Source organism: Geodermatophilus sp. SYSU D00815 (assembly GCF_054050035.1).
In genome coordinates this window covers 362,805-385,826 of the sequence record NZ_JBJGYO010000001.1, presented here as the reverse complement: position 1 = coordinate 385,826, position 23,022 = coordinate 362,805, and the positions used below count along the sequence as shown (strand labels likewise).

The window sequence follows — 23,022 nt, the reverse complement described above, 5'->3', positions numbered from 1 at the left end:
CTCACTGTCCGTGCGTGCTGGTGCCCCCCGACGAGTCCGTGTCGGGCGCTGCTGCCCGGGCTTCGGCCGCCGCGGCGGCCTCCGCGGCGGACGTCCCGGCTCGGCGGCGGCGCACCCAGCCTCCCACATTCCGCTGCTTCGCCCGCGCGACGCCCATGGCGCCCGGGGGGACGTCGTCGGTGATCACCGAGCCGGCCGCCGTGTAGGCGCCGTCACCGATGGTGACCGGGGCCACCAGCATCGTGTCGGAGCCGATGCGCACGTGGTCGCCGACCGTGGTGCGGTGCTTGGCCACGCCGTCGTAGTTGACGAAGACCGTCGCCGCCCCGATGTTGGCGCCCCGGCCGATCGTCGCGTCCCCGACGTAGGACAGGTGCGGGACCTTGGAGTCCTCGCCCACCTCGGCGTTCTTGGTCTCGACGAAGGCGCCCACCTTGGCGCCGCGGGCCAGCCGCGTGCCCGGGCGCAGGTAGCTGAACGGACCGACCGAGGCCTGCGGCCCGATCTCCGCCCCGGAGCAGTGCGACCGCACCACCTCGGCGGCCTCCCCCACCGCGCAGTCGGCCAGCGTGGTGTCCGGGCCGACGACGGCGCCGCCGGCCACCGTGGTGCGCCCGAGGAGCTGCGTGCCCGGCTGCAGGACCGCGTCCGGCTCCACCGTGGCGGTCACGTCGACCCACGTCGTGGCCGGGTCGACGACGGTGACGCCGGAGACCATGAGGGCGTCGAGCACGCGGTCGTTGAGGGTGCGCCGGCGGGCGGCGAGCTCGCGGCGGTCGTTGCACCCCAGCACGTCGGTGGCGTCCTCGGCGACGTGCCCGCCGACCCGCGCGCCGTCGCGGACGAGCAGGGCCAGGACGTCGGTGAGGTAGATCTCCCCCTGGTCGTTGTCCCCCTTGACCTCGCGCAGCGCGTCGCGGACGGCGGCGATGTCGCCCACGTAGACGCCGGCGTTGACCTCGCGGATCTCGCGCTGCTGCCGGTCGGCGTCGCGCTCCTCGACGATGGCGCGCACGGCGCCGTCGCGGTTGCGAACGATCCGGCCGAGCCCGGTCGGGTCGTCGACCACGGCGGTGAGGACGGTCAGCGCGTTGCGGTCCTCCTGGTGGGTGGCCACGAGGTCGAGGACCGTGGCGTCCCGCAGCAGCGGCGCGTCGCCGTTCACGATGAGCACCGCGCCCTCGACGCCGGGCAGGGCGTCGAGGCCGACGGCCGCGGCGTGCCCGGAGCCGCGCTGCTCCTCCTGCACGGCCGCCACGGCGTCGGGCGCGATCCGACCGAGGTGCTCCTCGACGGCCTCGCGGCCGGCACCGACCACCACCACGGTGCGCGCGGCCCCGAGCGGCGCGACGGCGGCCAGCACGTGCCCCAGCATCGACCGCCCGGCGAGGGTGTGCAGCACCTTGGGCGTCGCCGAGCGCATGCGGGTGCCCTGGCCGGCGGCGAGGACGACGACGGCGGCCACCGTCGGGGAGGTCTGCGGGCTCACGGGACTCCTCGTACCTGTCGGACGGTGCCTGTCGAACGGTGCCTGTCGAACGGGTGCCTGCCGCACGGTCGGCGACCGCGCGCGGCGTGGACGGGACGCCGTCCCGGCCGCTCGCTGGGGGACTCGGACTCGAACCGAGACTTCCCGGCTCCAAAGGCCGGCGGGCTGCCGATTACCCCATCCCCCACCGGCGCCGGCTCGCACCGGCACCCGCCTGAAGCCTAGGGCCGCCCGCCGGCCGGGGCGCGGACGGTTGCGGAGGCCGATTCGCGGGCATCCCTACGGGCACGTAGGTTACGGCGACGTAGCTTCGTCCGGCCCTGCCCGCGGGCCGCTCCCCACGCACCCCGGAGGCCCCTTGTCCGCTCCCGCCCTCGACCGGCCCGCCCGCCCCCGCGCCACCCGTCCCGCCGGTCCCGCCGCCCCGGACGCCGGGCTGCCGGCCAACGCCCTCGGCGCCGAGAAGACCGGGCTCGAGCAGATCGCCCTCTACGTCTTCGTCCTGGTGCCCTTCCTCGCCCTGGCCGCGGTGGTCCCGGCCGTGTGGGGCTGGGGCCTGTCGTGGACCGACGTCACGCTGTTCCTGGTCTTCTACTCGATCGCCTGCCTGGGCATCACCGTCGGCTATCACCGGCACTTCACCCACGGCTCCTTCAAGGCGAGCAGGCCGCTGCGGGTGGCGCTGGCCATCGCCGGTTCGGTCGCGATCCAGGGCCCGGTCGTGCAGTGGGTGGCCGACCACCGCCGGCACCACGCCTTCTCCGACCGCGCCGGCGACCCGCACTCGCCCTGGCGCTACGGCGACGACCTCAAGGCGCTGACCAAGGGCATGTTCCACGCGCACGTCGGCTGGCTGTTCGACAAGCGCCAGACCAACCCCCAGCGCTACGCCCCCGACCTGCTCAAGGACGAGGCGCTGCGCCGCACCAGCGGGCTGTTCGTCCTGTGGGCCGGGATCGGGCTGTTCCTCCCGGCGCTGATCGGCGGGCTGGTCACCATGAGCTGGAGCGGCGCGTGGACGGCGTTCTTCTGGGCCGGCCTCGTCCGGGTGGCCGTGCTGCACCACGTGACCTGGTCGATCAACTCGATCTGCCACACCGTCGGCGCCCGGCCGTTCACCGCGCGCGACCGGTCCACCAACTTCTGGCCGCTGGCGATCCTCAGCGCCGGGGAGTCGTGGCACAACCTGCACCACGCCGACCCCACCTGCGCCCGGCACGGGGTGCTGAAGGGCCAGATCGACATCAGCGCCCGGGTCATCTGGATCTTCGAGAAGCTCGGCTGGGCCCGCGACGTCAAGTGGCCGGACCCGGTCCGGCTGGCCGCCAAGCGGCGCGCACCCGAGTCGGCGACGACCTGACCCGAGCCGAGCCGCCACCTCCTCCGCCCGGGCGACCCGGCCGCCGCCGGACGCCCGGGCGGAGCCGTTCCCGGGGCACGATGGCAGCCATGAGCAGCAGTGCGGCCCGCCCCCGGGTGCGGATGACCGGTGCGCAACGGCGCCAGCAGCTGCTCGACATCGGCCGGGAGCTGTTCGGGCAGCGGGGCTACGAGGCCGCCTCGATCGAGGAGGTCGCCGCCCGCGCCGACGTCAGCAAGCCGGTGGTCTACGAGCACTTCGGCGGCAAGGAGGGGCTCTACGCCGTCGTCGTCGACCGGGAGATGCAGCTGCTGCTGGACCGGTTCACCTCGGCGCTCTCGACGCCCGGCTCGCCGCGGGAGCTGCTCGAGCGCGCGGCCCTGGTCCTGCTCGACTACATCGAGGACGACACCGACGGCTTCCGCGTGCTCACCCGCGACTCCCCTGTGACCAGCGGGACGGGGACCTTCTCCTCGCTGATCGGGGAGGTCGCCCGCAAGGTCGAGCACATCCTCGGCGACCAGTTCCAGCACCGCGGCTACGACCCGCGGCTGGCCGAGCTCTACAGCCAGGCGCTGGTCGGCATGGTGGCCCTGGTCGGGCAGTGGTGGCTCGACACCCGCTCACCGGGCAAGCGGGAGGTCGCCGCCCACCTGGTGAACCTGGCCTACAACGGGCTGTCGCACCTCGACCCCTCCCCCGGCCTGGTCGGCGACCCGGGGGCCTGACACCCGCGCCTCAGCCCACGAGGCGGGCGCCCGGCACCGGGCCGTGCACGGCGCGGACGGTCCGGAACACGCCCTCGCCGGCGAGCGTGGCCGCCAGGCGGACGGCGGCGTCCTCGTCGGCGGCGAGCGCGGCCACCGTGGGCCCGGACCCGCTGAGGAACGCGGCCAGCGCGCCGGCCTCGGTGGCCGCCCGCAGCGCGCGGCGCAGTTCGGGGCGGAGGCTGACCGCCGGTGTCTCGAGGTCGTTGGACAGGGCCGCGGCCAGCGCGGCCGGTGGCCCGCTGCTCAGCGCGGCGATGACCGGCTGCGGCGAGGGCACGTCGCGGCCGTCGGGCAGCCGGCCGGTCGCCCGCAGCCGGTCGAGCTCGGCGTAGACGGCCGGGGTCGACAGGCCCTCGCGGGCGATGCCGAGCACCCAGTGCGACGGCCGCCGCGCCAGCACGGGCGAGAGCCGCTCCCCGCGGCCGCTGCCCAGCGCCACCCCGCCGAGCAGGCTGAACGGGACGTCGCTGCCCAGCTGCGCGGCCAGGTCGGCCAGGTCGCCGCGGGTCGCGCCGGTGCTCCACAGCGCGTCGAGGGCGACGAGGGCGGCCGCGGCGTCGGCGCTGCCGCCGGCCAGCCCCGCCGCCGCCGGGATCGTCTTGGCGATGTCGATGGTGGCGTGGGCCTTGACCCCGGCGTGCTCGGCCAGGAGGACGGCGGCGCGCCAGACGAGGTTGCGCCGGTCGGTGGGCACGTGGTCCACGCCCGAGCCCGGCGCCGTCCCCTCGCCCGAGACGCGCAGCGCCAGCCCGTCGCCCGGCCGCGCGGTGACGGTGTCGAAGAGGGAGACGGCGAGGAACACGGTCTGCAGGTCGTGGTACCCGTCGGGCCGCAGCGGCCCGATCGCCAGGTGCACGTTGATCTTCGCCGGCGCGCGGGCGACCACCGCGCCGTCCCCGGAGATCCGCCCCGGGCCGCCGTGCGTGGACCAGCTCACGCCGCCTCCTCGCTGGCGCTCGTCGGCCGCGTCCGCGGCGCTGCTCTGCTCCTGCGTGCGCTCGCGAGCTCGCTCACCGAGCCCCTGCGTGATGTCGCGAGCTCGCTCACCGCTCCCCATCCTGCGCCACGGGGGTCGCGGCGAGGCGGGCGAAGTCCGCGACCGAGAGCTGCTCCCCGCGCGCGGTGGGATCGATGCCCGCCGCGCGCAGCCGCGCCTCGGCGGCGGCCGGGCTGCCGGCCCAGCGGGCGAGCGCCGCGCGCAGGCTCTTGCGCCGCATCGCGAAGGCGGCGTCGACGACGGCGAACGTGGCCTCCCGGTCCCCCGGCGGGGGCGGACGGCGGACCAGCGCGACCAGCCCCGAGTCGACGTTCGGCTCCGGCCAGAACACCCGCCGGCCGACCGCCCCCGCGCGCCGGACCTCGCCGTACCAGGCGGCCTTGACCGAGGGCACGCCGTAGGCCGGGGTGCCGGGCCCGGCGGCCAGCCGCTCGGCCACCTCGGCCTGCACGAGCACCAGCGCCCGCTGCAGCGACGGCAGCAGCTCCAGCAGGTGCAGCAGCACCGGCACGGCCACGTTGTAGGGGAGGTTGGCGACCAGCGCGGTGGGCGGCGGACCGGGCAGCCGCTCGACCCGCAGCGCGTCGGCCCGGACGACCGTGAGCCGGTCGGCCAGGGCCGGCAGCCGCTCGGCCACGGTCCGCGGCAGCCGCTCGGCCAGCCGGGGGTCGATCTCGACGGCGACGACCGAGGCCGCCGCCGGCAGCAGGCCCAGGGTCAGCGAGCCCAGGCCGGGACCGACCTCGCAGACGACGTCGTCGGGGCGCACCTCGGCGGTGCGGACGATCCGCCGGATGGTGTTGGCGTCGTGCAGGAAGTTCTGCCCGAGCGTCTTGGTCGGCCGCAGCTCGAGCTGCCGGGCCAGGTCGCGGATCGCGGCCGGGCCCAGCAGCCCGTCGGCGGGCTCGGGTGGCGTGCTCAGCTCGGCCGGGTCACAGGTACCGGCCGCAGTGCGGCCACGAGCTGGCACCGGTGCGCTGGTACAGCAGCTGCGCGCGGTAGGTCTGCTCGTCGGCGGACGCCTGGGACGGCACGCCGGTACCGCCGACCGAGCGCCACGTGGCGACGGAGAACTGGTACAGGCCGTGGTAGAGGCCGTTGGCGCTGACGATGCTCGGGTTGCCGCCGGACTCGCAGCGCGCCAGGGCGGCCCAGTCGAGGCCGTCGGCGGCGGGGGTGTTGGCCGGCCGCTCCTTGGTGCCGACGCTGACGAGCTCGTCGACCGGGGGCGTGGTCACGGTGGAGGAGACCTGCTGGCGGCCGGTCTCGACGCCGTCGACGACGGTGACCCGCCAGACGGTGGTCTGCTCGCCGTCCACGCCCGGCTGGGTGACCGTCTCGTCACCCTGGAAGGCCTCGGGGTCCGGCGTCTCGACCCGCCCGTGCGGGACGGCGGTCACCTCGGTGACGTCGGAGACCTGCACCCGGTAGACCTGCAGGCGCATGCGGTCCAGCAGCGCCTGGGTCGGGTACAGGCTGGTGCGGTCGGTCTCGCTGAGCACGATGCCCTGCTCGGCGAGCAGGTCGCCGGCGGTGGCGGCGGTCGTGGTGACCACGCGCTGCTGGCCGTCGGCGACGAGCGTGATCTCCTTCGGCGTGGTGATCGACAGCTGCATGCCCTCGAGCGGCAGGCGCTCGCTGCGGCTGGCGGAGAGCACCAGGTCCTGGGCGCGGTAGCCGAGCTGGTCGAGCGCCTCGTCGACCGAGAGCGCGGTCACGTAGACCTCGCTGCTCACGCCGTCGACGGTCAGCTGCAGCGGCCGGGCGCGGTCGAGGACGACGGTGTCGCCGTCGCCGACCTCGGCGTCCTCGGCGGGCAGGACGACGTCGTGCGCGGCGGGCCGGAGCCCCTCCTCCTCCAGCACCTCGCCCACGGTGTCGGCGTACGTGCTGACCGAACGGGACTGGCCGTCCACGGTCAGGGTCAGCGACTTCTGGGCCAGGTAGTAGGCCACCGAGCCGCCCACGAGGCCCACGAGCACGAGGGCGAAGAGGCTGAGCTGGAGGGTACGGCGCACGACACTTCCACGGGGTCGCAGAACCCGGGCAGGAGCCGGACCGCACGCAGCACCAGGAGGAGGAGTCCCGGTCGGTGCGCGCCGCCCGGGTCGATCTCCACCCCGGCTGTCAGTCACGACACGATAACGAACACGGTGCGAGGAGCAAGGTGCGACGGCAGTCAACCAGAGGGTCGCCATGTCGCTTCGTGGGCGCGCCGGTACGCACAGTGACGGACGTGCCGGGTGGGACCGCTGTGACGGGTGCGCGAGGTGAGTTCAGGGAGTGGGCGACGCCACAGTGTGGCCGCCCTCCCGACGGGGCAGCGGCGGCCGTGCTCAGCCGGCGAGCGCCCGCTCGCTGGTGCGCACGGGCCGCAGCCAGGTGAGCAGGAACCCGCCGACCGCGACGCCGGCCGCGAGCGCGGAGAAGCCACCCGCGACGAGGGCCACCGGCAGCAGGTCGAAGCCCTCGGAGACCTGGTCCCCGCGCTCGATGCCGGCCAGCAGCAGCAGCGCGCCGAGCGGCAGCAGCGCCAGCACGCTGGCCGCGGCGGCGACCAGGTGCGCCGTCCACGTGCGCAGCGCCTCGTCGACGGGGACGTCGGCGCCCTCCGCGGGCAGCGGGCGCAGGATCGCGCGCAGCAGGGCCACCTCGGCCAGCAGCAGGGCGACGAGCGGCACCACCAGGGCGACCCAGCCGACCGCGTCGGCCAGGTGGCCACCGCGCCAGAGCAGGACGGCCGCCACGACCTCGGCCACGACGACCGCGCGCATGGTCCACAGCAGCCAGGCCGAGATCAGCTCGCCCAGCCGGGGGCGGCGGACGGGGGACGACAGCGCCCAGCGGGGCCGCGGCCGGGTGGCCTCGGCGAGCAGGACGCCGAGCAGCAGGCCCACGGCGAGCGCCGGCACCCACAGGAAGACCGACGCCTCCGCGAACAGCACGATGCTGCCCACGATGGTCAGGACCCCGAGCAGGAAGCCCAGCCGGCGGACGCGCCGGCCGTGCTGCGCCTGGCGGCGCAGCGCCGCCACGCCGTCGTCGTCGGGCGTCGCGAACTCCACGGCGGCGGAGGCGACGGCCCGGCGACCCGACGCCAGCCACCAGGCCCGGGCGAGGAGCACGCCGGGCACCAGGACGGCGATGAACAGCACGACGGCGATGAGGCGGCCCACGGCGTCAAGTGTGCATCGGTTCGCCGCGCGCCGGGGCGCCTGTCCCTACCAGGGACCGAAGACCCGCTCGGCGGTGCTGGTCAGCGCGGCGCACAGCTGCTCCAGCTCCACGCCGGTGACCTCCGACAGCGCCCGGACGGTGTGCGGCACGAGCCGCGAGGCGTTCGGCCGGCCCCGGTACGGCACCGGGGTGAGGAACGGCGCGTCGGTCTCGACGAGCAGCTGGTCGACCGGCGTGAGGGCGGCGGCCTCGCGCAGGTAGCCAGCGTTGGCGAAGGTCAGCGTGCCGGCGAAGGAGAGCACGTGGCCGCGCTCCACGCAGGCCTTGGCGAACGCGGCGTCCCCCGAGAAGCAGTGGAAGACCGTGTGCTGCGGCGCGCCCTCGTCGTCGAGCACCCGCAGGATCTCCTCGTGCGCGTCGCGGTCGTGGATGACCAGCGCGACGCCGCGCTCCTTGGCGATGCGGATGTGCGCGCGGAACGACGCCTCCTGCGCCGCCCAGCCCTCCGGCCCGGTGCGGAACCGGTCGAGCCCGGTCTCCCCCACCGCCCGCACCCGCGGCTGCGCGGCCAGCCGGTCGATCTCGGCGAGCGCGTCGTCGTCGGCCCGGCCGGCGCCGGCCTCGTTGGGGTGGACGGCGACGGCCGCCAGCACGTTCGGGTGCCGGGCGGCCAGCTCGGCCGACCAGCGCGACGAGGCCACGTCCACCCCGACCTGCACCAGCCGGGGGACGCCGACGGCGACGGCCGCGGCGATCTCGGCGTCGACGTCCTCGGGCGCGGGGAGGTCGCCCTCCTCGTCGTCGCCCGGGCGCGCGCCCAGGACGATGTCGAGGTGGGTGTGGCTGTCCAGGGCCGGGGCCGGCAGCGGCTCCGGGGACGGCGGCAGCTCCCCGCGCCGGTTGGCGCGGGACGCCGAGCTCCGGCTCACCTCGCCTCGGCCTCGAGGCGGGCGAGCTCCTCCTCCACCACCGACTCGTCGAGCTTCCGGAACACCGGCGTGGGCGGCTGCAGCGGCGTCCCCGGCGGCAGCGGGCGGGAGGCCCACACCGCCTGGGCGTCGCCGTAGTCGCCGGTGATGATCGGGTAGGGCGAGCCGTCGTCGAGGTCCTCGGTCTCCACCACCTGCGGCGCCGGCGACCACACCCCCGTGCCGCCGAGCAGCTCGTGAACCTGCTGCGCCGAGTGCGGGAGGAAGGGGGTCAGCAGCGCGTTGCAGTCGCTGACCGCCTGCAGGGCCGTGTGCAGCACGGTGTCCCGGCGGGCCGGGTCCTCCTTGAGCTTCCACGGCGCCTGGTCGGAGAGGTACTTGTTGGCCTCGCCGACGACCCGCATCGCCTCGGTCACCGCCGCCTTCTGCCGGTTGCGGGCCAGCAGCTCCCCCACCGTCGCGAAGGCACCCGACGTCGTCGTCAGCAGCCGGCGGTCGGCGTCGGTCAGCTCGCCGGGCGTCGGGACGGCGCCGACGTTCTTGGCGGCCATCGACACGCTGCGGTTGACCAGGTTGCCCCAGCCGGCGACGAGCTCGTCGTTGTTGCGGCGGCGGAACTCGGCCCAGGTGAAGTCGGTGTCCTGCGTCTCGGGCCCGGCGACGGCGATGAAGTAGCGCAGCGCGTCGGCGTCGTAGCGGGCCAGGAAGTCGCGCACGTAGATGACGACCTGGCGGCTGCTGGAGAACTTGCGGCCCTCCATGGTGAGGAACTCGCTGGAGACGACCTCGGTGGGCAGGTTCAGCCGGCCGAGGTCACCGGGGGTCCCGCCCTTGTCGCCCTCCCCGTTGTAGCCGAGCAGCTGGGCCGGCCAGATCTCGGAGTGGAAGACGATGTTGTCCTTGCCCATGAAGTAGTAGGCGTCGGACTCCGGCGACTGCCACCACTGCCGCCACGCCTCGGGGTCGCCGGAGCGCCGGGCCCACTCGATCGAGGCCGACAGGTAGCCCACGACGGCGTCGAACCAGACGTAGATGCGCTTGTCGGGCCGGTCGCGCCAGCCGTCGAGGGGCACCGGCACGCCCCAGTCGATGTCGCGGGTGTAGCTGCGCGGCTTGAGGTCGTCGAGCAGGTTGACGCTGAAGTTCAGGACGTTGGGCCGCCAGCTCCTGCGGGTGCCCAGCCAGTCGGCCAGCGCCCGGGTGAACGCCGGCAGGTCGAGGAAGTAGTGCTCGCTCTCCACGAACTTCGGCGTCTCGCCGTTGATCCGGCTGACCGGGTTGATTAGGTCGGTGGGGTCGAGCTGGTTGCCGCAGTTGTCGCACTGGTCGCCGCGCGCGCCGTCGTAGCCGCAGATCGGGCAGGTGCCCTCGATGTAGCGGTCGGGCAGGGTGCGCCCGGTGGACGGGCTGATCGCGCCGAGCGTCGTCTTCGGGAAGACGTAGCCGTTCTTCAGCAGTCCGAGGAAGATCTCCTGGCTGATGCGGGCGTGGTTGACCGTCGTCGTCCGGGTGAACAGGTCGTAGGACAGGCCGAGGCTGGCGAGGTCGCCCACGATGACCCGGTTGTTGCGGTCGGCGATCTCCCGCGGCGTCACGCCCTCGGCGTCGGCGGCGACGGTGATCGGCGTGCCGTGCTCGTCGGTGCCGCTGACCATCAGCACGTCGTCCCCGGTCATCCGGTGGTAGCGGCTGAAGACGTCGGAGGGGACGCCGAAGCCGGAGACGTGGCCGATGTGCCGCGGGCCGTTGGCGTAGGGCCACGCCACGGCGGTCAGGATGTGCCGATCACTCACGGCACGAGAGTAGTGAGCGCCGTCGACCGACTTCCGGTCAGCGGGTGCTGGAGACGGTGCCGCCGGGCGCGCCGGCGTCGGAGCCGCCCGTGGCGGGGCCGAGCAGCGCGACGGCGCCGAGCACCACGCCGATCACCGCGAGGGTCGCCACGCACAGCCCCCGGTGGGTGGCCACCGGGTCGGGACGGCGCTCCCGCGGCCGCGGGCCGGCGGCGACCCACGCCAGCGCGGTGGGGGCGCCGGCCAGCAGCAGCTTGCCCACCGGGACGGCGAGGGCGAGGAGGGCCAACGCGGGCAGGGGCAGGGCCCGCGGCAGGTGGGCGTCCAGGTCGGTCGTGACCAGTCCGACGAGGAAGAGGGAAGTGACCAGCGCCAGCTCGAGGTAGGCGACCCAGGCGAGGATCCCGCGGCCGGCGCCGTCGACGAGCGTGGCCGCGCCCCCGGCGCACCCGACGATCCACGAGGCCAGGGCCAGCAGCACGAGCACGACCACGCCGCCGCTGGGCCGGTCCGGCGAGGTGAGCACGCCGTCCAGGCCGGTGAGGGCCCCGGCGAGCAGCGCCACCGCCTCCAGCACCGCGACCGCGGCCGCGCCGACGACGGTCGCCGGCACCCGGTGGACCGCCGGGGCGGTCTCCGGCGCCGCTGCGCGCGGGACGTCGACGACGCTGGTGGCCACGGGTGCTCCTCGGACGGGGACTGCTGTCCCCGGTTCCGTCGGAGCCGCCGCGGCGGTGCTGGACCACCCGCCCGGGAGGGCTCACCCTCCCGGGTGAGGTCAGGTCTGCCCGGCCTCCTCGCGGGCCCGCTCGCGTCCGGCCAACCGGCTGTGCCGGTGGCTGTAGGCGAAGTACGCGATCAGGCCGACGGCCATCCAGATCAGGAACCGCAGCCACGTGTCGGCCGGCAGGTTGAACATCAGCCAGAGGCAGGCGAGGGCCGACGCGATGGGGAGCACCGGCGTCCACGGCACCCGGAACGCCCGCGGCAGGTCGGGGCGGGTGCGGCGCAGCACGAGCACGCCGATCGAGACGAGGAAGAAGGCGAACAGCGTGCCGATGTTGACCAGCTCGGCGAGCGTCGTCAGCGGCACGACGCCGGCCAGCACCGCGACGGCGGCACCGGTGATCAGCGTGATCCGGTACGGCGTGCCGTAGCGGGGGTGCACCTTGGCCAGGGCCGGCGGGAGGAGCCGGTCGCGGCTCATGGCGAACAGCACGCGGGACTGGCCGAGCATCAGGATCATGACCACCGAGGTGAGCCCGGCCAGCGCGCCGACCGAGATGATGCTGGCGAAGACCGGCAGGCCGACGTCGGAGAACGCGCCCGCGAGCGGGGCGTCGGGGTTGAGCTCGGTGTAGTTCTGCATGCCCACGACGACCAGCGAGACGGCGACGTAGAGCAGCGTGCAGATGGCCAGCGAGCCCAGGATGCCGCGGGGCAGGTCGCGCTTGGGGTCGCGGGTCTCCTCGGCGGCCGTCGCGACGATGTCGAAGCCGATGAAGGCGAAGAAGACGATCGAGGCCCCGGCGATGACGCCCATCCAGCCGAACGAGCCCTGGTCGAAGCCGAGGAGCTGGATCAGCGGGGAGTGCAGCCCGCCCTCCCCCTCGCCCGCCGGCTCGGCCGGCGGCACGAAGGGCGAGTAGTTGTCGGCCTGCAGGTAGAAGACGCCGACCGCGATGATCAGCAGGACGATCGCGACCTTGATCGCCACGATGATCGCCGTGACCCGGGAGCTGAGCTTGATGCCGAGGATCAGCACGGCGGTCATGAGCAGGACGATGAAGATGGCCGGGATGTTGAACGACGCCGTCTCCCCGGCGATCGACTCCGGCAGCGGTATGCCGAGGTCGTCGAGCAGCTGGTTGAGGTAGCCCGACCAGCCGACCGCGACGGTGGCGGCGCCCAGCGCCAGCTCGAGCACCAGGTCCCAGCCGATGATCCAGGCGAGGAACTCGCCGAACGTGGCGTAGGAGAACGTGTACGCCGAGCCGGCGACCGGGATCGTGGAGGCGAACTCGGCGTAGCAGAGCGCGGCCAGCCCGCAGACGACGCCGGCGATCACGAAGGAGACGGCGACCGCCGGGCCGGCCTGCTCCTGGGCGACGACGCCGGTGAGCACGAAGATGCCGGTGCCGATGATCACACCGACACCGAAGACGGTGAGGTCGAGGCCCGAGAGGTTCTTCTTGAGACGGTGTTCGGGCTCGTCCGTGTCGCGGATGGACTCCTCGACGGACTTGATCCGGCGGCCGGTGGCGCTCACGGCGTCCCCCTCCTCGAACGGGTGCGTGATCGACTTCCCGCCAGGCGGCCCGGGTAACCACGACGTGCCGACCTAGGCTGATGCGGCCGCCACGGCTGTCGAGGAGGGCACATGAGCACGACGGAAGAGCCCGGCCCGCCGCCCGCGGCGCCGCTGGGCCTGCCGCCGACGACGCGGCCGCGCCCGGCCGGGGCGCCCCGCCCCGCACCGGGGCAGCGCGGCACCGACAGCCCCGTCGTCGACTGCGCGGTCTACGTCGACGGCCGACGCCAGGAGGAGGTCTCCCCCGAGGAGGCGCTGACGCTCGCGCGCGAGCGCGGCGGCTTCGTCTGGCTGGGGCTGTACGAGCCGACCGCGCAGGAGCTCGACGCCATCGGGGCACGCTACGGGCTGCACCCGCTCGCCGTCGAGGACGCCGTCGAGGCCCACCAGCGCCCCAAGCTCGAGAACTACGACGAGGCGCTGGTCATGGTGCTCAAGACCGCGCGGTACGTGGAGCACGAGGAGCTGACCGCCACCAGCGAGGTCGTCGACACCGGCGAGGTGATGGTCTTCCTCGACGGCGACTACGTGATCACCGTGCGGCACGGTGACCACGGCGGGCTCACCGAGCTCCGGCGGCGGCTGGAGGGCCAGCGCGACCTGCTGTGCCTCGGCCCCTCGGCGGTGCTCTACGCCATCGCCGACATGGTGGTCGACAACTTCACCGACGTGGCCGGCGCCGTCGAGGGGGACGTCGAGGAGCTCGAGGCGTCGGTGTTCAGCCCCGAGCGCACCGACGACGTCGGGCGCATCTACCAGCTCAAGCGGGAGCTCATGCAGCTGCGGCGGTCGGTGGCGCCGCTGGAGGTCCCCCTGCAGAAGCTGGCCGAGCGGCAGATCCCCGTCGTCCCCGAGACGATGCGCTCCTACTTCCGCGACGTCCTCGACCACGCCCTGCGGGTGCGCGAGCAGGTGGCCGGCCTCGACGAGCTGCTGTCGTCGATCCTGCAGGCCTCCCTGGCCCGGACGTCGCTGTCGGACAACGAGGACATGCGCAAGATCTCCGCGTGGGCCGGCATCATCGCCGTCCCCACCGCGATCGCCGGCATCTACGGGATGAACTTCGAGCACATGCCCGAGCTGCGCTGGCGCTTCGGCTACCCGCTGGTGCTGCTGGTCATCGTCGTTGCCTGCGTCCTGCTCTACCGCGGCTTCAAGCGCAACGGCTGGCTCTGACCCGGCGCAGTGCCCGGCCCGACCCAGGCATAGGAGGCCATGCATACGGTTTTCGAGCCAGACCCATATGCATTGCCTCCTATGCCCATGAAGCTCGTCGACGGGGACGGCGGACGTTGTCCACAGCGGCCGGGTGCAAACACCGAGGCACCGGCCCGGAGCCGCCACGCTGGCCGCATGGAGTGGCGAGCCGTGATCAGCGATGCGGTGCAGGAGCGCGGTGGGTTGGCGACGCGCCGGCAACTGCTCGAACGGTTGCCGCGTCAGGTGCTCGACAGCTACATCGGTCGCGGTCACCTGGTCCGTGTCTTCCCGCGGGTGTACCGGATGCGCAGCGGCAGGGACGACGACCACACCCTGCTGCGAGCGGCGCTCCTGCACGGTGGGCCGGAAGCAGCCCTCAGCCACACGACAGCGCTGGCCGTGTGGGGATTGCGCCCCTTGGAGCGACCGCTGCACCTGACCGTCGACCAGAGCGTCAAGAGAGCCGGAGCGCCCGGCCTCGTGGTGCACCGTCGGCTGCGCTTCGACCCGCGGTCCGCTCAGTGCGTGCTACGCCAGGACCTCCTCGTCACCGCTCTACCGCGGTCCATCATCGACTCCTGGCCCCTGCTGCCGCCCCGCGATCGCCGACCGTTCGTCCTTGATCTCGCCAACCGCGGACTGGTCACGGCTGGCCGGCTCGACGAAGCACTGGCGGAGCGACCGAACGTCGCCGGGCGGCGGGGTCTCCGGCAGACCATCGACCTCCTGGCCGACGGTGTGCGCAGCGAGCTCGAGGCGCACGGTGTCCTCAAGGTGTTCCGGCACCGGTCCCTGCCACCGAGCGTCGGGCAGTACACGGTCCAGCTGCCCGGCCGCCGGATCAGGCTCGACCGGGCGTGGCCGGAGGCGAAGTTGGCGGTGGAGCTGGACGGCGCTCAGCACCACACCTCTCCAGAGCAACGGCAGAAGGACCTCGCTCGGGACCGGGAGCTGGCCGCGCTGGGCTGGGTCGTCCTCCGCTTCACGTACGCCGACGTGCTCCGCGATCCGGACGGCGTGCGCGCCAAAGTGCTGGAGGTCTACCGCGCCCGCATGGAGCAGCTGCGCGTGGGCTGAGCGCCCTCAAGGCATAGGAGGCAATGCATACGGATCCGAGGCCAAAACCGCATGCACAGCCTCCTTTGCCTAAGACGCCCCCGGAGCGGAGCCCTTCGCCGTGACGACGGCGTCGTACACGGTGCGGCGGGGCAGGCCGGTGCGGACGGCGACGGCGCGGATCGCGTCCTTGCGACCGGTGCCCGCGGCCTCCTCGGCGGCGACCGCGGCGGCCAGCTCGGCCGGCGTCAGCTCCACCGGCGCGGCCACCGCCCCGGCCACGACGAGGGTGATCTCCCCGCGCACCCCCTGGGCGGCCCACGCGGCCAGCGACGCCAGCGGGCCGCGGCGGACCTCCTCGTGCGTCTTGGTCAGCTCCCGGCACACGGCGGCCGGGCGGTCGTCGCCGAAGGCCGCGGCGGCGTCGGCCAGCGCCTCGGCCAGCCGGTGCGGGGACTCGAAGAAGACCATCGTGCGCCGCTCGTCGGCCAGGCCGGCCAGGCGCGCGCGGCGCTCCCCGCCCTTGCGCGGCAGGAAGCCCTCGAAGCAGAACCGGTCGCACGGCAGGCCCGAGACCGCCAGCGCCGTGGTCACCGCCGAGGGCCCCGGCACCGAGGTCACGGGCACGCCGGCCTCGATGGCCGCGCGCACCAGCGTGTAGCCGGGGTCGGAGACCGACGGCATGCCCGCGTCGGTGAGCAGCAGCACGGTGGCGCCCTCGGCCAGCGCGGCGAGCAGCCCGGGCAGCCGCGCGCGCTCCACCGACTCGTGGAAGGTCACCACCCGCCCGGACAGCGACACCTCGAGGTCGGCCGCCAGCCGGTGCAGCCGGCGCGTGTCCTCCACGGCCAGCACGTCGGCCGACGCCATGGCCTGGCGCAGCCGGGGGCCGACGTCGCCGGGCTGCCCGAGCGGCGCGCCCCCCAGAACCAGCCGTCCCGTCACGCCCGCAGCCTGTCACGACAGCGCCGGCGCGGCCGCTCACTACCCTGGCCCGCATGGCCGTGCCGGTGGACGAAGCTGCGCCGGCGGCAGCCCCCGAGCAGCCGGCGCCCGCCCGCGCGCGCCGCTGGCCCGTGCCCCGCCCCCTGCGCGACGGCCACCCCGCGCTGCCGGCCGACAGGCGGCTGTCCTGGGCGCTGGCGATCGCGCTGGGGCTGGTCAGCTTCGTCGTCCGCCTGTGGGACATCAGCTACCCCAGCGACGAGCTGTTCGACGAGGCGTACTACCCGCCCGAGGCCCGCGAGATCCTGATCTGGGGCTTCGAGTACAACCGCGGCTACACGTTCATCGTCCACCCGCCGCTGGGCAAGTGGCTGATCGCCGCCGGCGAGTGGCTGTTCGGCTACAACTCCCTGGGCTGGCGGTTCCCCTCCGCGGTGGCGGGCTCGATCGCCGTCGTCGTCCTGGTCCGGCTGGCCCGCCGGCTCACCGGCTCCACCCTGCTCGGCGTCCTCGCGGGCCTGCTGCTCGCCCTGGACGGCTTCACGTTCGTCCTCTCCCGCACGGGCCTGCTCGACATCTTCCTGCAGGTGTTCGTCGTCGCGGCCGTCGCCTGCCTGGTCGTCGACCGGGACAGGGTGCGCGAGCGCATCCGCGCCGCCGGGCCGCTGGCCACCGGGTTCCGGCTCGGCCCGCGCGGCTGGCGGATCGCCGCCGGCTTCCTGTTCGGCTGCGCGTGCGCGGTCAAGTGGAGCGGGATCTGGTTCCTCGCCTTCTTCGCCGTCCTCTCGCTGTTCTGGGAGCGCGCGGCGTGGCGGTCGGCCGGCGTGGGCAGCCCCACCCGGACGACGCTGCGCCGCGGCCTGCCGGGGGCGCTGTGGGCGCTGGCCGTCGTGCCGGTTCTGACCTACGTCGCGAGCTTCACCGGCTGGTTCCTCGGCGAGACCAGCCAGGGCCGGCACTGGGCCGACCAGCACCCGGAGACGGCGTTCCCGTTCGTCCCGGGCGCGCTGCGCTCGCTGTGGCACATGCACACCGAGTGGTGGACCTTCCACAACAACCTGTCGAGCCCGCACCCGTGGGAGTCGGGCCCCTGGTCGTGGCTGGTGGACGGCCGGCCCATCCTGCTGTGGAACCCGCAGGGGCTGACCGACGAGTCCGGCGGCCAGATCGTCCGCTACATCCTCATGGTCGGGACGCCGACGCTCTGGCTCGCCTTCGCGCCCGCGCTGCTGTGGCTGATCTGGCGCATCGCCGCGCGCCGCGACCCGGCCGCGCTCACCGTGGCCGTGGGGATCGCCGCCGGGTGGCTGACCTGGTTCCTCAACCCCGAGCGGACCATGTTCATCTTCTACATGGCGCCCGTGGTGCCGTTCTTCGTCCTCGCGGTGACCCTGGTGCTGCAGGACGTGCTCGGCGCCCGGCAGGCCGAACCCTGGCGGCGCCAGGTGGGGCTGGGCGCCGTCTGCCTGTACGTGGCCGTCGTCGCCGCCACCTTCGTCTTCTTCTACCCGGTGCTCACCGGGCAGCCGCTGCCGCACGCCGAGTGGCTGCAGCGGATGTGGTTCCCGTCATGGTTCTGAGGGGTGGCCGGACAGGTTAGTTGGGCGTTACAACTGATCTCGTGACACAGCCCGACTTGTTCCGGCAGCCGAAGGCCGTCTTCGCCGTCGCCTTCGCCTGCGTCGTCAGCTTCATGGGCATCGGCCTGGTCGACCCGATCCTGCCGGCCCTGTCGGCCCAGCTGGACGCGACGCCCAGCCAGGTCAGCCTGCTGTTCACCAGCTACCTGGTGGTGACCGCCGTGGCGATGCTGGTCACCGGTTGGGTCTCCAGCCGGATCGGCCCCAAGCGCACCCTCCTCACCGGGCTGGCGATCATCGTCGTCTTCGCCGCCCTGGCCGGCCTGTCCGGCTCGATCGACGGCATCGTCGGCTTCCGGGCCGGCTGGGGGCTGGGCAACGCCCTGTTCATCGCCACCTCGCTCGCGGTCATCGTGGCCAGCGCGACCGGCGGCTTCGCCGGCGCGATCGTGCTCTACGAGGCGGCGCTCGGCCTCGGCATCGCCACCGGTCCCCTGCTGGGCGGGCTGCTCGGCGACGTCAGCTGGCGCGGGCCGTTCTTCGGCGTCGCCGCGCTCATGGCGATCGCGCTGCTGGCCACCCTCGTCCTGCTCGACCCCATCCCCAAGCCGGCCCGGCCGACGCCGCTCTCCGCCCCGCTGAAGGCGCTGCGGCACCGCGGCCTGCTGACCATGAGCCTGACGGCGGTGCTCTACAACTGGGGCTTCTTCACCATGCTCGGGTACGCGCCCTACCCCATGGAGCTCGACCCGGTCGAGCTCGGCTGGGTGTTCTTCGCCTGGGGCCTGCTCGTGGCGTTCTTCTCGATCGTCGGCGCCCCGCGGCTGCAGGCCCGCTTCGGCACCGCGCCCTCGCTGTACGGCGCCCTCGGCCTGTTCGCCGTCCTGCTGCTGCTCATCGGGCTGTTCACCGACACCCGCTGGGCGCTGATCACCTGCGTGGTCGCCTCCGGCGCCGTCGTCGGCATCAACAACACCCTCACCACGCAGGCGGTCATGCTGGTGGCCCCGGTCGAGCGGCCGGTCGCGTCGGCCGCCTACGGGTTCGTGCGGTTCATCGGCGGCGGGCTGGCCCCGTTCGTGGCCGGGAAGATGGTCGACGCCTGGGACATCCACGTGCCCTTCGTCGTCGGGGCCGTCGCCGTCGCGCTCGGCGTCGCCGTCCTCGCCACCGGCCACCGGATGCTCGCCCGCGCCGACGCCGACCTCGCCACGGCCGGGCACGGCAGCCCCGACGACGTCGCCGGGGAGGTGGCCGACGAGTTCGGCGGCGCCCCGGGCGCCGTCGACGAGGAGCGTCACGCCGTGCGCCCCTGACCGACCCTCGCCTACGGTGACGGCGCAGGCGCAGGCGGCGGGAGGACGGCGATGACCTCGACCGACGAGCGGCCCCGGGTGCTCACTCAGGTCGACGGCGACGTCTGGCGGATCACGCTGGACCGCCCCGAGTCGGGGAACGCCCTCGACCCGGCGCTGGCCCGGCAGCTCGCCGCCGCGCTGCGCGACCGGCCGGAGCCGACGCGGGCGGTGCTGCTGCTGGCCAACGGGCCGCGGTTCAGCGTCGGCGGCGACATCTCCTACTTCTCCGCCGCCGAGGACCCCGGCGCCCAGGTCGGGCAGCTGGCGCACGACTGGCACGAGGTCGTCCGCCTGCTCCTGCGCTGCCCGGTGCCCGTCCTGGCCGGGGCGCAGGGCTCCGTCGCCGGCGCCGCGGTGGGCCTGATCGGGGCCTGCGACATCGTGGTCTGCGGCCGCTCGGTCAAGATCCGGCCCGCCTACCTCGGCATCGGGTTCTCCCCCGACGGCGGCTCCTCGTGGGCGCTGACCCGCGCCCTCGGCGCCCCGCTGGCGCTGGACCTGCTGCTCACCGACGGCGCGCTCAGCGCCGCCGAGGCGCACACCTTCGGCCTGGTCAGCCGCCTGGTCGAGGACGAGGACCTGCACGCCGAGGCGATCGCCCTGGCGCACCGCGTGGCCGCGGGCCCGGTGCGGGCCATGGTCCGCACCCGCTCGCTGGTGCGGCAGGCCGCCGTCCGCACCCTCGACGAGCAGCTCGACGAGGAGGCGCGGCTGATCGCCGAGTCCGCGGCCGACCCGGAGGGCCGGGAGGGCGTGCGGGCCTTCCTCGAGAAGCGGGCACCCGACTTCCGCGGCGCGGTCTAGCGCCTCAGCACCCGCCCAGCGAGATCCCCCGCGCGGTCAGCCACGGCACCGGGTTCTGCCGGTCGGCGTAGAGCCCGCCGTTGTGCACCTCGAAGTGCAGGTGCGGCCCGGTCGACTGGCCCTTGTTGCCCACCTCGGCGATCTGGGTGCCGGCCGACACCACCTGCCCGGCGCTGACGAAGAACCGGTTGACGTGGCCGTAGAGGGTGATCGAGCCGTCGCCGTGCTGGACGTAGACGGCCTGGCCGAAGCCGTTGGCGGCCCCCGCGTGCAGCACGGTGCCACCCTCCGGCGCGTACACGGGGGTGCCGATCGGGGCGGCGATGTCGACGCCGTAGTGCATGGAGCCCCAGCGCGCGCCGTAGCAGGAGGTCACCCGCCCGACCGTCGGCGGCACGGCACCGCCACCGGCGGCCGCGGCCGCGACCGACTGCGCGGCGGCCTCGGCCTGCTCGGCCTCGGCCTCCTGCTGCTGCTGGTAGGCGGCGTCCGGGTCGCGGGAGCCCGTGGCGGCCAGCAGCGCGATCTCGGCCTCCCGCAGGTCGGCCTCGTGCGCGGCCTTCTCGGCCTGCGCCTCGTCGTAGGACCGCTGGGCCTCGGCCAGCCGGCCCAGCGCCTCCTGCTCGGCGCTCGCCGCGTCGCGGGCCACGGCGTCCCGCTGCGCCACGGCCTCGCGCGCGGCTCGGTCGGCCTGCTCCTGCCGGTCCTCGACGGCCTCGTACCGGGCCAGGGTGGCGGCGCGCTCGTCGCTGAGCAGGTCGAGGGTGACCGCGCGCTGGAGCACCTCCCCGGGGCCGCCCTCGCCGAGGAAGGCCGCGGCGGAGCCGAGCGCCGAGTCACCCATGTAGCTGCGCCGGCCCAGCTCGGCGACGTCGTCGCGGGTCTCGGTCACGTCGGCGCTGGCCGCGGCGAGCTCGGCGGCGGCCGCCTCGGCGGCGGCCTGCGCCTCGGTGAGCGCGGCCTGGGCCTGCAGGCTGGCGTCGGAGGCGGCCTCGGCCTCGACCGTGAGCCGCTGCAGCTCCGTCTCGGCGGCGGCGACCAGCGTCGTCAGCCGGGCCACCTCGGCCGCTGCGGCGCGCGCGTCGTCGGCGGGCGCGGCCTGCGCCGGTCCGCCCGACAGCAGGACGGCGAGGCTCACGGCGACGGCCACGACCCCGGACTGCTGGGTCCGGGAGCGGCGCTTCTCGGTGTTCGGGGCAGGTCGGTGCGGGTACTGCGGGGTCGCCAAGTCCGGCGGGCTCCTTCTTCCTCGCCGCCTACCGGGTTAGCTGACGGGTTCGGGCGGGAAGACGCCCTACCCGCGCGCCCCCGTGCGCGCAGGATTCACCCCAGGGGATCCATGGGTCCCCGGTCCGACCCGAGGGCCGGTTCGGCGGGGCCGGCCGGTGCCCCGACGGGGTGCCGAGGCGTGCTGCGGCCGGACCGCCGGGAAGGCTACCCGAGATCACGGGCAGGTCACGAACCGGCTGCTCGCGCCCCACAGGCCCCACGGGTTCGCCCGGACCACGGTCCCCCGCGGCGGGAGGAGGTCGCGTCCGGGGGCGACGGGCCCGGAACGCGACGACGCCGCCGGGGCGGGTGCCCCGACGGCGTCGGCGGAAGGGTGGAGCTGAGGGGATTTGAACCCCTGACCCCCTCGATGCGAACGAGGTGCGCTACCGGACTGCGCCACAGCCCCTCGGACGAACAGAGTACCGGCCGAGGACTCCGGCGCCGCGACCGGGGCGGCGCCGGAGCGTCGCCTCAGCCGTTGACGACCCGGGCCGGGCGGTACTCGTCGATGTCGGCGAAGCCGATGTCGTCGTCGTCCAGGCCCACGACCGCGCTGTTCTGCCAGCCGGCCGGGGCCGCGGTGCGGGCGGCCACGACCCGGCCGGGCCGCAGCGGGTGCACCGGGGCCAGCGGGAGGCTGGGGTGCGGCAGGGAGGGCAGCGCCTCCTGCGCCTCCGTCCGGTGCCCGGCCACCGCGGCGACCGGGGCCGGCCGGCGCTCGGGCGCCGGCCGCCGCGCGGGCGCGGGGCGGGCGGTGGAGCCGAGGAACGCCTCCCGGGCGGCCTGGCGGGCTGCCCGGCGGGCGGCCAGCCGCTCGCGGCGGGCGACCCGCCGCAGCACCAGCACGTAACCGACGACGGCGAGGTCGAGCAGCGCCTGCGCCGGCCACACCCAGGGGTTGACCAGCAGCGCCCCGGCGAGCGCCAGCACCGCCAGCACGACGAGGGAGCCGAGGGTCCGCCGGCGCAGCTTGTGCACGTCGACCTTGAGCTCGCCGCTGGTGCGCAGCGCCTCCCGGTCGATGGCCACCCGCTCGGTGTCGGCCGCGACCACGGGGTCCACGCTGCGCCGGCGCTTCAGCGTCCGGCCGGTCGACGCCGTCGTCCCCTGGTCGGCGTGCGAGTCGCCGCGGGTGACCACCATCGGCACCAGCACGACGAACCACAGCACGACCAGAGCGGCGAGGAGAGCCCCCGATCCCATCCAGAACACCACCTGTCACACGAGTCACCGGCCTCGGCAGGTTATGCAGGAAGTCCACCCGGAACGGGGAGGCGCGCTGGAGTGTCGCGTGCGGATCCTGCAACGCGTGTGACGACCGGGGCGGCGTGTCGACATGAGGACCGTCCCGGCAGCGGGTCAGCGTGGTATGCGCTCGCGCCAGCGGGCCAGCACGCCGCCGGGCAGGTCCTCGGCCAGCAGGGCGTAGGTGAGGTGGTCGCGCCAGTCCCCGTCGATGTCGAGGTAGCGGCGCAGCAGGCCCTCGCGGGTGAACCCGAGCCGCTCGACCAGCCGCTGGCTGGGCCCGTTCTCGGGACGGATGTCGGCCTGCAGCCGGTGCAGCCCGACCGGGCCGAAGGCGTGGTCGCAGACGAGGGCGACGGCCAGCGAGGCCACGCCCCGCCCGGCGACGGCCCGGTCGATCCAGTAGCCGAGGTGACCCGAGCGCATCGCCCCGCGGACGACGTTGTCGACGGTCACCTGCCCGGCCAGCCGGCCGTCCACCCGGACCGCGAACGGCAGGGAGGTGCCGGCCCGGGCACGCCGGGCGACCGCGCGGCGCATCGCCCGGTACGCGGCCGGGGTGTGCCGCAGGCGCCAGGGCTGCGCGGCCGACGGCTCCCACGGCGCCAGCCACCGCTCGTTGGCCAGCCGCAGCCGGCTCCACTCCGCCGCGTCTCGCCGGCGCAGCGGGTGCAGCTCCACGGGGCCGTGGGCGAGGACCGCCGGCCAGCCCGGGTGGAGCAGGGGATCGCTCACG

Annotated in this window: 20 protein-coding genes, 2 tRNA genes and 1 riboswitch; of the genes, 7 read left to right on the top strand and 15 right to left on the bottom strand. The window is 74.7% G+C overall.

From position 1 onward, the window contains the following. Position 1: 1 nt before the first annotated feature. Both glmU and ACI78S_RS01935 read right to left on the bottom strand, forming a co-directional pair. Positions 2–1,489, bottom strand: coding sequence for a bifunctional UDP-N-acetylglucosamine diphosphorylase/glucosamine-1-phosphate N-acetyltransferase GlmU (gene glmU / locus ACI78S_RS01940; RefSeq protein WP_456970508.1), 1,488 nt, complete (start codon positions 1,487–1,489; stop codon positions 2–4). A 114-nt stretch (positions 1,490–1,603) separates the two neighbouring features. Then, positions 1,604–1,676 (bottom strand) — tRNA-Gln (locus ACI78S_RS01935). A gap of 171 nt (positions 1,677–1,847) precedes the next feature. On the opposite strand from ACI78S_RS01935, the gene ACI78S_RS01930 reads away from it, so the two are divergent. Both ACI78S_RS01930 and ACI78S_RS01925 read left to right on the top strand, forming a co-directional pair. Next, the gene (locus ACI78S_RS01930) at positions 1,848–2,849 is read left to right on the top strand and encodes an acyl-CoA desaturase (protein ID WP_456970507.1); all 1,002 of its coding nucleotides are present in this window, start codon (positions 1,848–1,850) and stop codon (positions 2,847–2,849) included. An 89-nt stretch (positions 2,850–2,938) separates the two neighbouring features. Continuing rightward, positions 2,939–3,577, top strand: coding sequence for a TetR/AcrR family transcriptional regulator (locus tag ACI78S_RS01925; protein ID WP_456970506.1), 639 nt, complete (start codon positions 2,939–2,941; stop codon positions 3,575–3,577). Between the two features lie 10 nt (positions 3,578–3,587). Here the strand turns inward: ACI78S_RS01925 and ACI78S_RS01920 are convergent, their stop codons facing one another. The 8 genes from ACI78S_RS01920 to ACI78S_RS01885 all read right to left on the bottom strand — a co-directional run bounded on the left by ACI78S_RS01920 (position 3,588) and on the right by ACI78S_RS01885 (position 12,784). Beyond that, entirely contained in the window at positions 3,588–4,556 is a 969-nt protein-coding gene (locus ACI78S_RS01920) for a 4-(cytidine 5'-diphospho)-2-C-methyl-D-erythritol kinase (protein WP_456970505.1), read from the bottom strand. A gap of 106 nt (positions 4,557–4,662) precedes the next feature. Next, positions 4,663–5,586 (bottom strand): 16S rRNA (adenine(1518)-N(6)/adenine(1519)-N(6))-dimethyltransferase RsmA, encoded by a 924-nt coding sequence (gene rsmA / locus ACI78S_RS01915; protein WP_456970504.1) that lies wholly within the window; start codon positions 5,584–5,586, stop codon positions 4,663–4,665. Then, on the bottom strand, positions 5,549–6,634 hold the full coding sequence (locus tag ACI78S_RS01910; RefSeq protein ID WP_456970503.1) for a ubiquitin-like domain-containing protein: 1,086 nt from the start codon (positions 6,632–6,634) through the stop codon (positions 5,549–5,551). Before ACI78S_RS01910 ends, rsmA begins: the two co-directional genes overlap by 38 nt. 318 nt (positions 6,635–6,952) lie before the next feature. After that, a complete protein-coding gene (locus ACI78S_RS01905) occupies positions 6,953–7,792 on the bottom strand; it encodes a hypothetical protein (RefSeq protein WP_456970502.1) in 840 nt (279 codons plus the stop codon). Positions 7,793–7,837: 45 nt separating this feature from the next. Then, positions 7,838–8,722, bottom strand: a complete 885-nt coding sequence (locus ACI78S_RS01900; protein ID WP_456970501.1) for a TatD family hydrolase — start codon at positions 8,720–8,722, stop codon at positions 7,838–7,840. Then, the gene (metG, locus tag ACI78S_RS01895; protein ID WP_456970500.1) at positions 8,719–10,515 is read right to left on the bottom strand and encodes a methionine--tRNA ligase; all 1,797 of its coding nucleotides are present in this window, start codon (positions 10,513–10,515) and stop codon (positions 8,719–8,721) included. Before metG ends, ACI78S_RS01900 begins: the two co-directional genes overlap by 4 nt. 37 nt (positions 10,516–10,552) lie before the next feature. Then, positions 10,553–11,194, bottom strand: coding sequence for a hypothetical protein (locus ACI78S_RS01890; protein ID WP_456970499.1), 642 nt, complete (start codon positions 11,192–11,194; stop codon positions 10,553–10,555). 99 nt (positions 11,195–11,293) lie between these two features. Further along, entirely contained in the window at positions 11,294–12,784 is a 1,491-nt protein-coding gene (locus ACI78S_RS01885; protein ID WP_456970498.1) for an amino acid permease, read from the bottom strand. Positions 12,785–12,895: 111 nt separating this feature from the next. Here ACI78S_RS01885 and corA point away from each other — a divergent pair, with 111 nt between their 5' ends. Then, entirely contained in the window at positions 12,896–14,002 is a 1,107-nt protein-coding gene (gene corA / locus ACI78S_RS01880) for a magnesium/cobalt transporter CorA (RefSeq protein ID WP_456970497.1), read from the top strand. A 177-nt stretch (positions 14,003–14,179) separates the two neighbouring features. After that, a complete protein-coding gene (locus tag ACI78S_RS01875; protein ID WP_456970496.1) occupies positions 14,180–15,103 on the top strand; it encodes an endonuclease domain-containing protein in 924 nt (307 codons plus the stop codon). A gap of 69 nt (positions 15,104–15,172) precedes the next feature. On the opposite strand, the gene rsmI is transcribed toward ACI78S_RS01875, so the two are convergent. After that, positions 15,173–16,027: a 16S rRNA (cytidine(1402)-2'-O)-methyltransferase gene (gene rsmI / locus ACI78S_RS01870; protein ID WP_456970495.1), complete on the bottom strand. Its 855-nt coding sequence runs from the start codon at positions 16,025–16,027 to the stop codon at positions 15,173–15,175. Positions 16,028–16,080: 53 nt separating this feature from the next. Between rsmI and ACI78S_RS01865 the strand changes: the two genes are divergently transcribed. Genes ACI78S_RS01865 through ACI78S_RS01855 form a run of 3 tightly spaced genes read left to right on the top strand, consistent with a single transcriptional unit; the run spans position 16,081 to position 19,769 of the window. Next, the gene (locus tag ACI78S_RS01865; RefSeq protein WP_456970494.1) at positions 16,081–17,607 is read left to right on the top strand and encodes a dolichyl-phosphate-mannose--protein mannosyltransferase; all 1,527 of its coding nucleotides are present in this window, start codon (positions 16,081–16,083) and stop codon (positions 17,605–17,607) included. A 41-nt stretch (positions 17,608–17,648) separates the two neighbouring features. Continuing rightward, positions 17,649–18,923, top strand: a complete 1,275-nt coding sequence (locus tag ACI78S_RS01860; RefSeq protein WP_456970493.1) for an MFS transporter — start codon at positions 17,649–17,651, stop codon at positions 18,921–18,923. A gap of 51 nt (positions 18,924–18,974) precedes the next feature. Continuing rightward, positions 18,975–19,769, top strand: a complete 795-nt coding sequence (locus ACI78S_RS01855; RefSeq protein ID WP_456970492.1) for an enoyl-CoA hydratase/isomerase family protein — start codon at positions 18,975–18,977, stop codon at positions 19,767–19,769. 4 nt (positions 19,770–19,773) lie between these two features. Here the strand turns inward: ACI78S_RS01855 and ACI78S_RS01850 are convergent, their stop codons facing one another. The 4 genes from ACI78S_RS01850 to ACI78S_RS01835 form a co-directional block, all read right to left on the bottom strand. Then, a complete protein-coding gene (locus tag ACI78S_RS01850; RefSeq protein WP_456970491.1) occupies positions 19,774–20,997 on the bottom strand; it encodes a peptidoglycan DD-metalloendopeptidase family protein in 1,224 nt (407 codons plus the stop codon). Between the two features lie 11 nt (positions 20,998–21,008). Continuing rightward, positions 21,009–21,154, bottom strand: a riboswitch (cyclic di-AMP (ydaO/yuaA leader). A gap of 219 nt (positions 21,155–21,373) precedes the next feature. Next, a tRNA-Ala gene (locus tag ACI78S_RS01845) sits at positions 21,374–21,447 on the bottom strand. A gap of 65 nt (positions 21,448–21,512) precedes the next feature. Then, entirely contained in the window at positions 21,513–22,244 is a 732-nt protein-coding gene (locus ACI78S_RS01840; RefSeq protein ID WP_456970490.1) for a hypothetical protein, read from the bottom strand. A 156-nt stretch (positions 22,245–22,400) separates the two neighbouring features. Further along, positions 22,401–23,021 (bottom strand): GNAT family N-acetyltransferase, encoded by a 621-nt coding sequence (locus ACI78S_RS01835; RefSeq protein ID WP_456970489.1) that lies wholly within the window; start codon positions 23,019–23,021, stop codon positions 22,401–22,403. Between the last annotated feature and the right edge of the window lies 1 nt (position 23,022).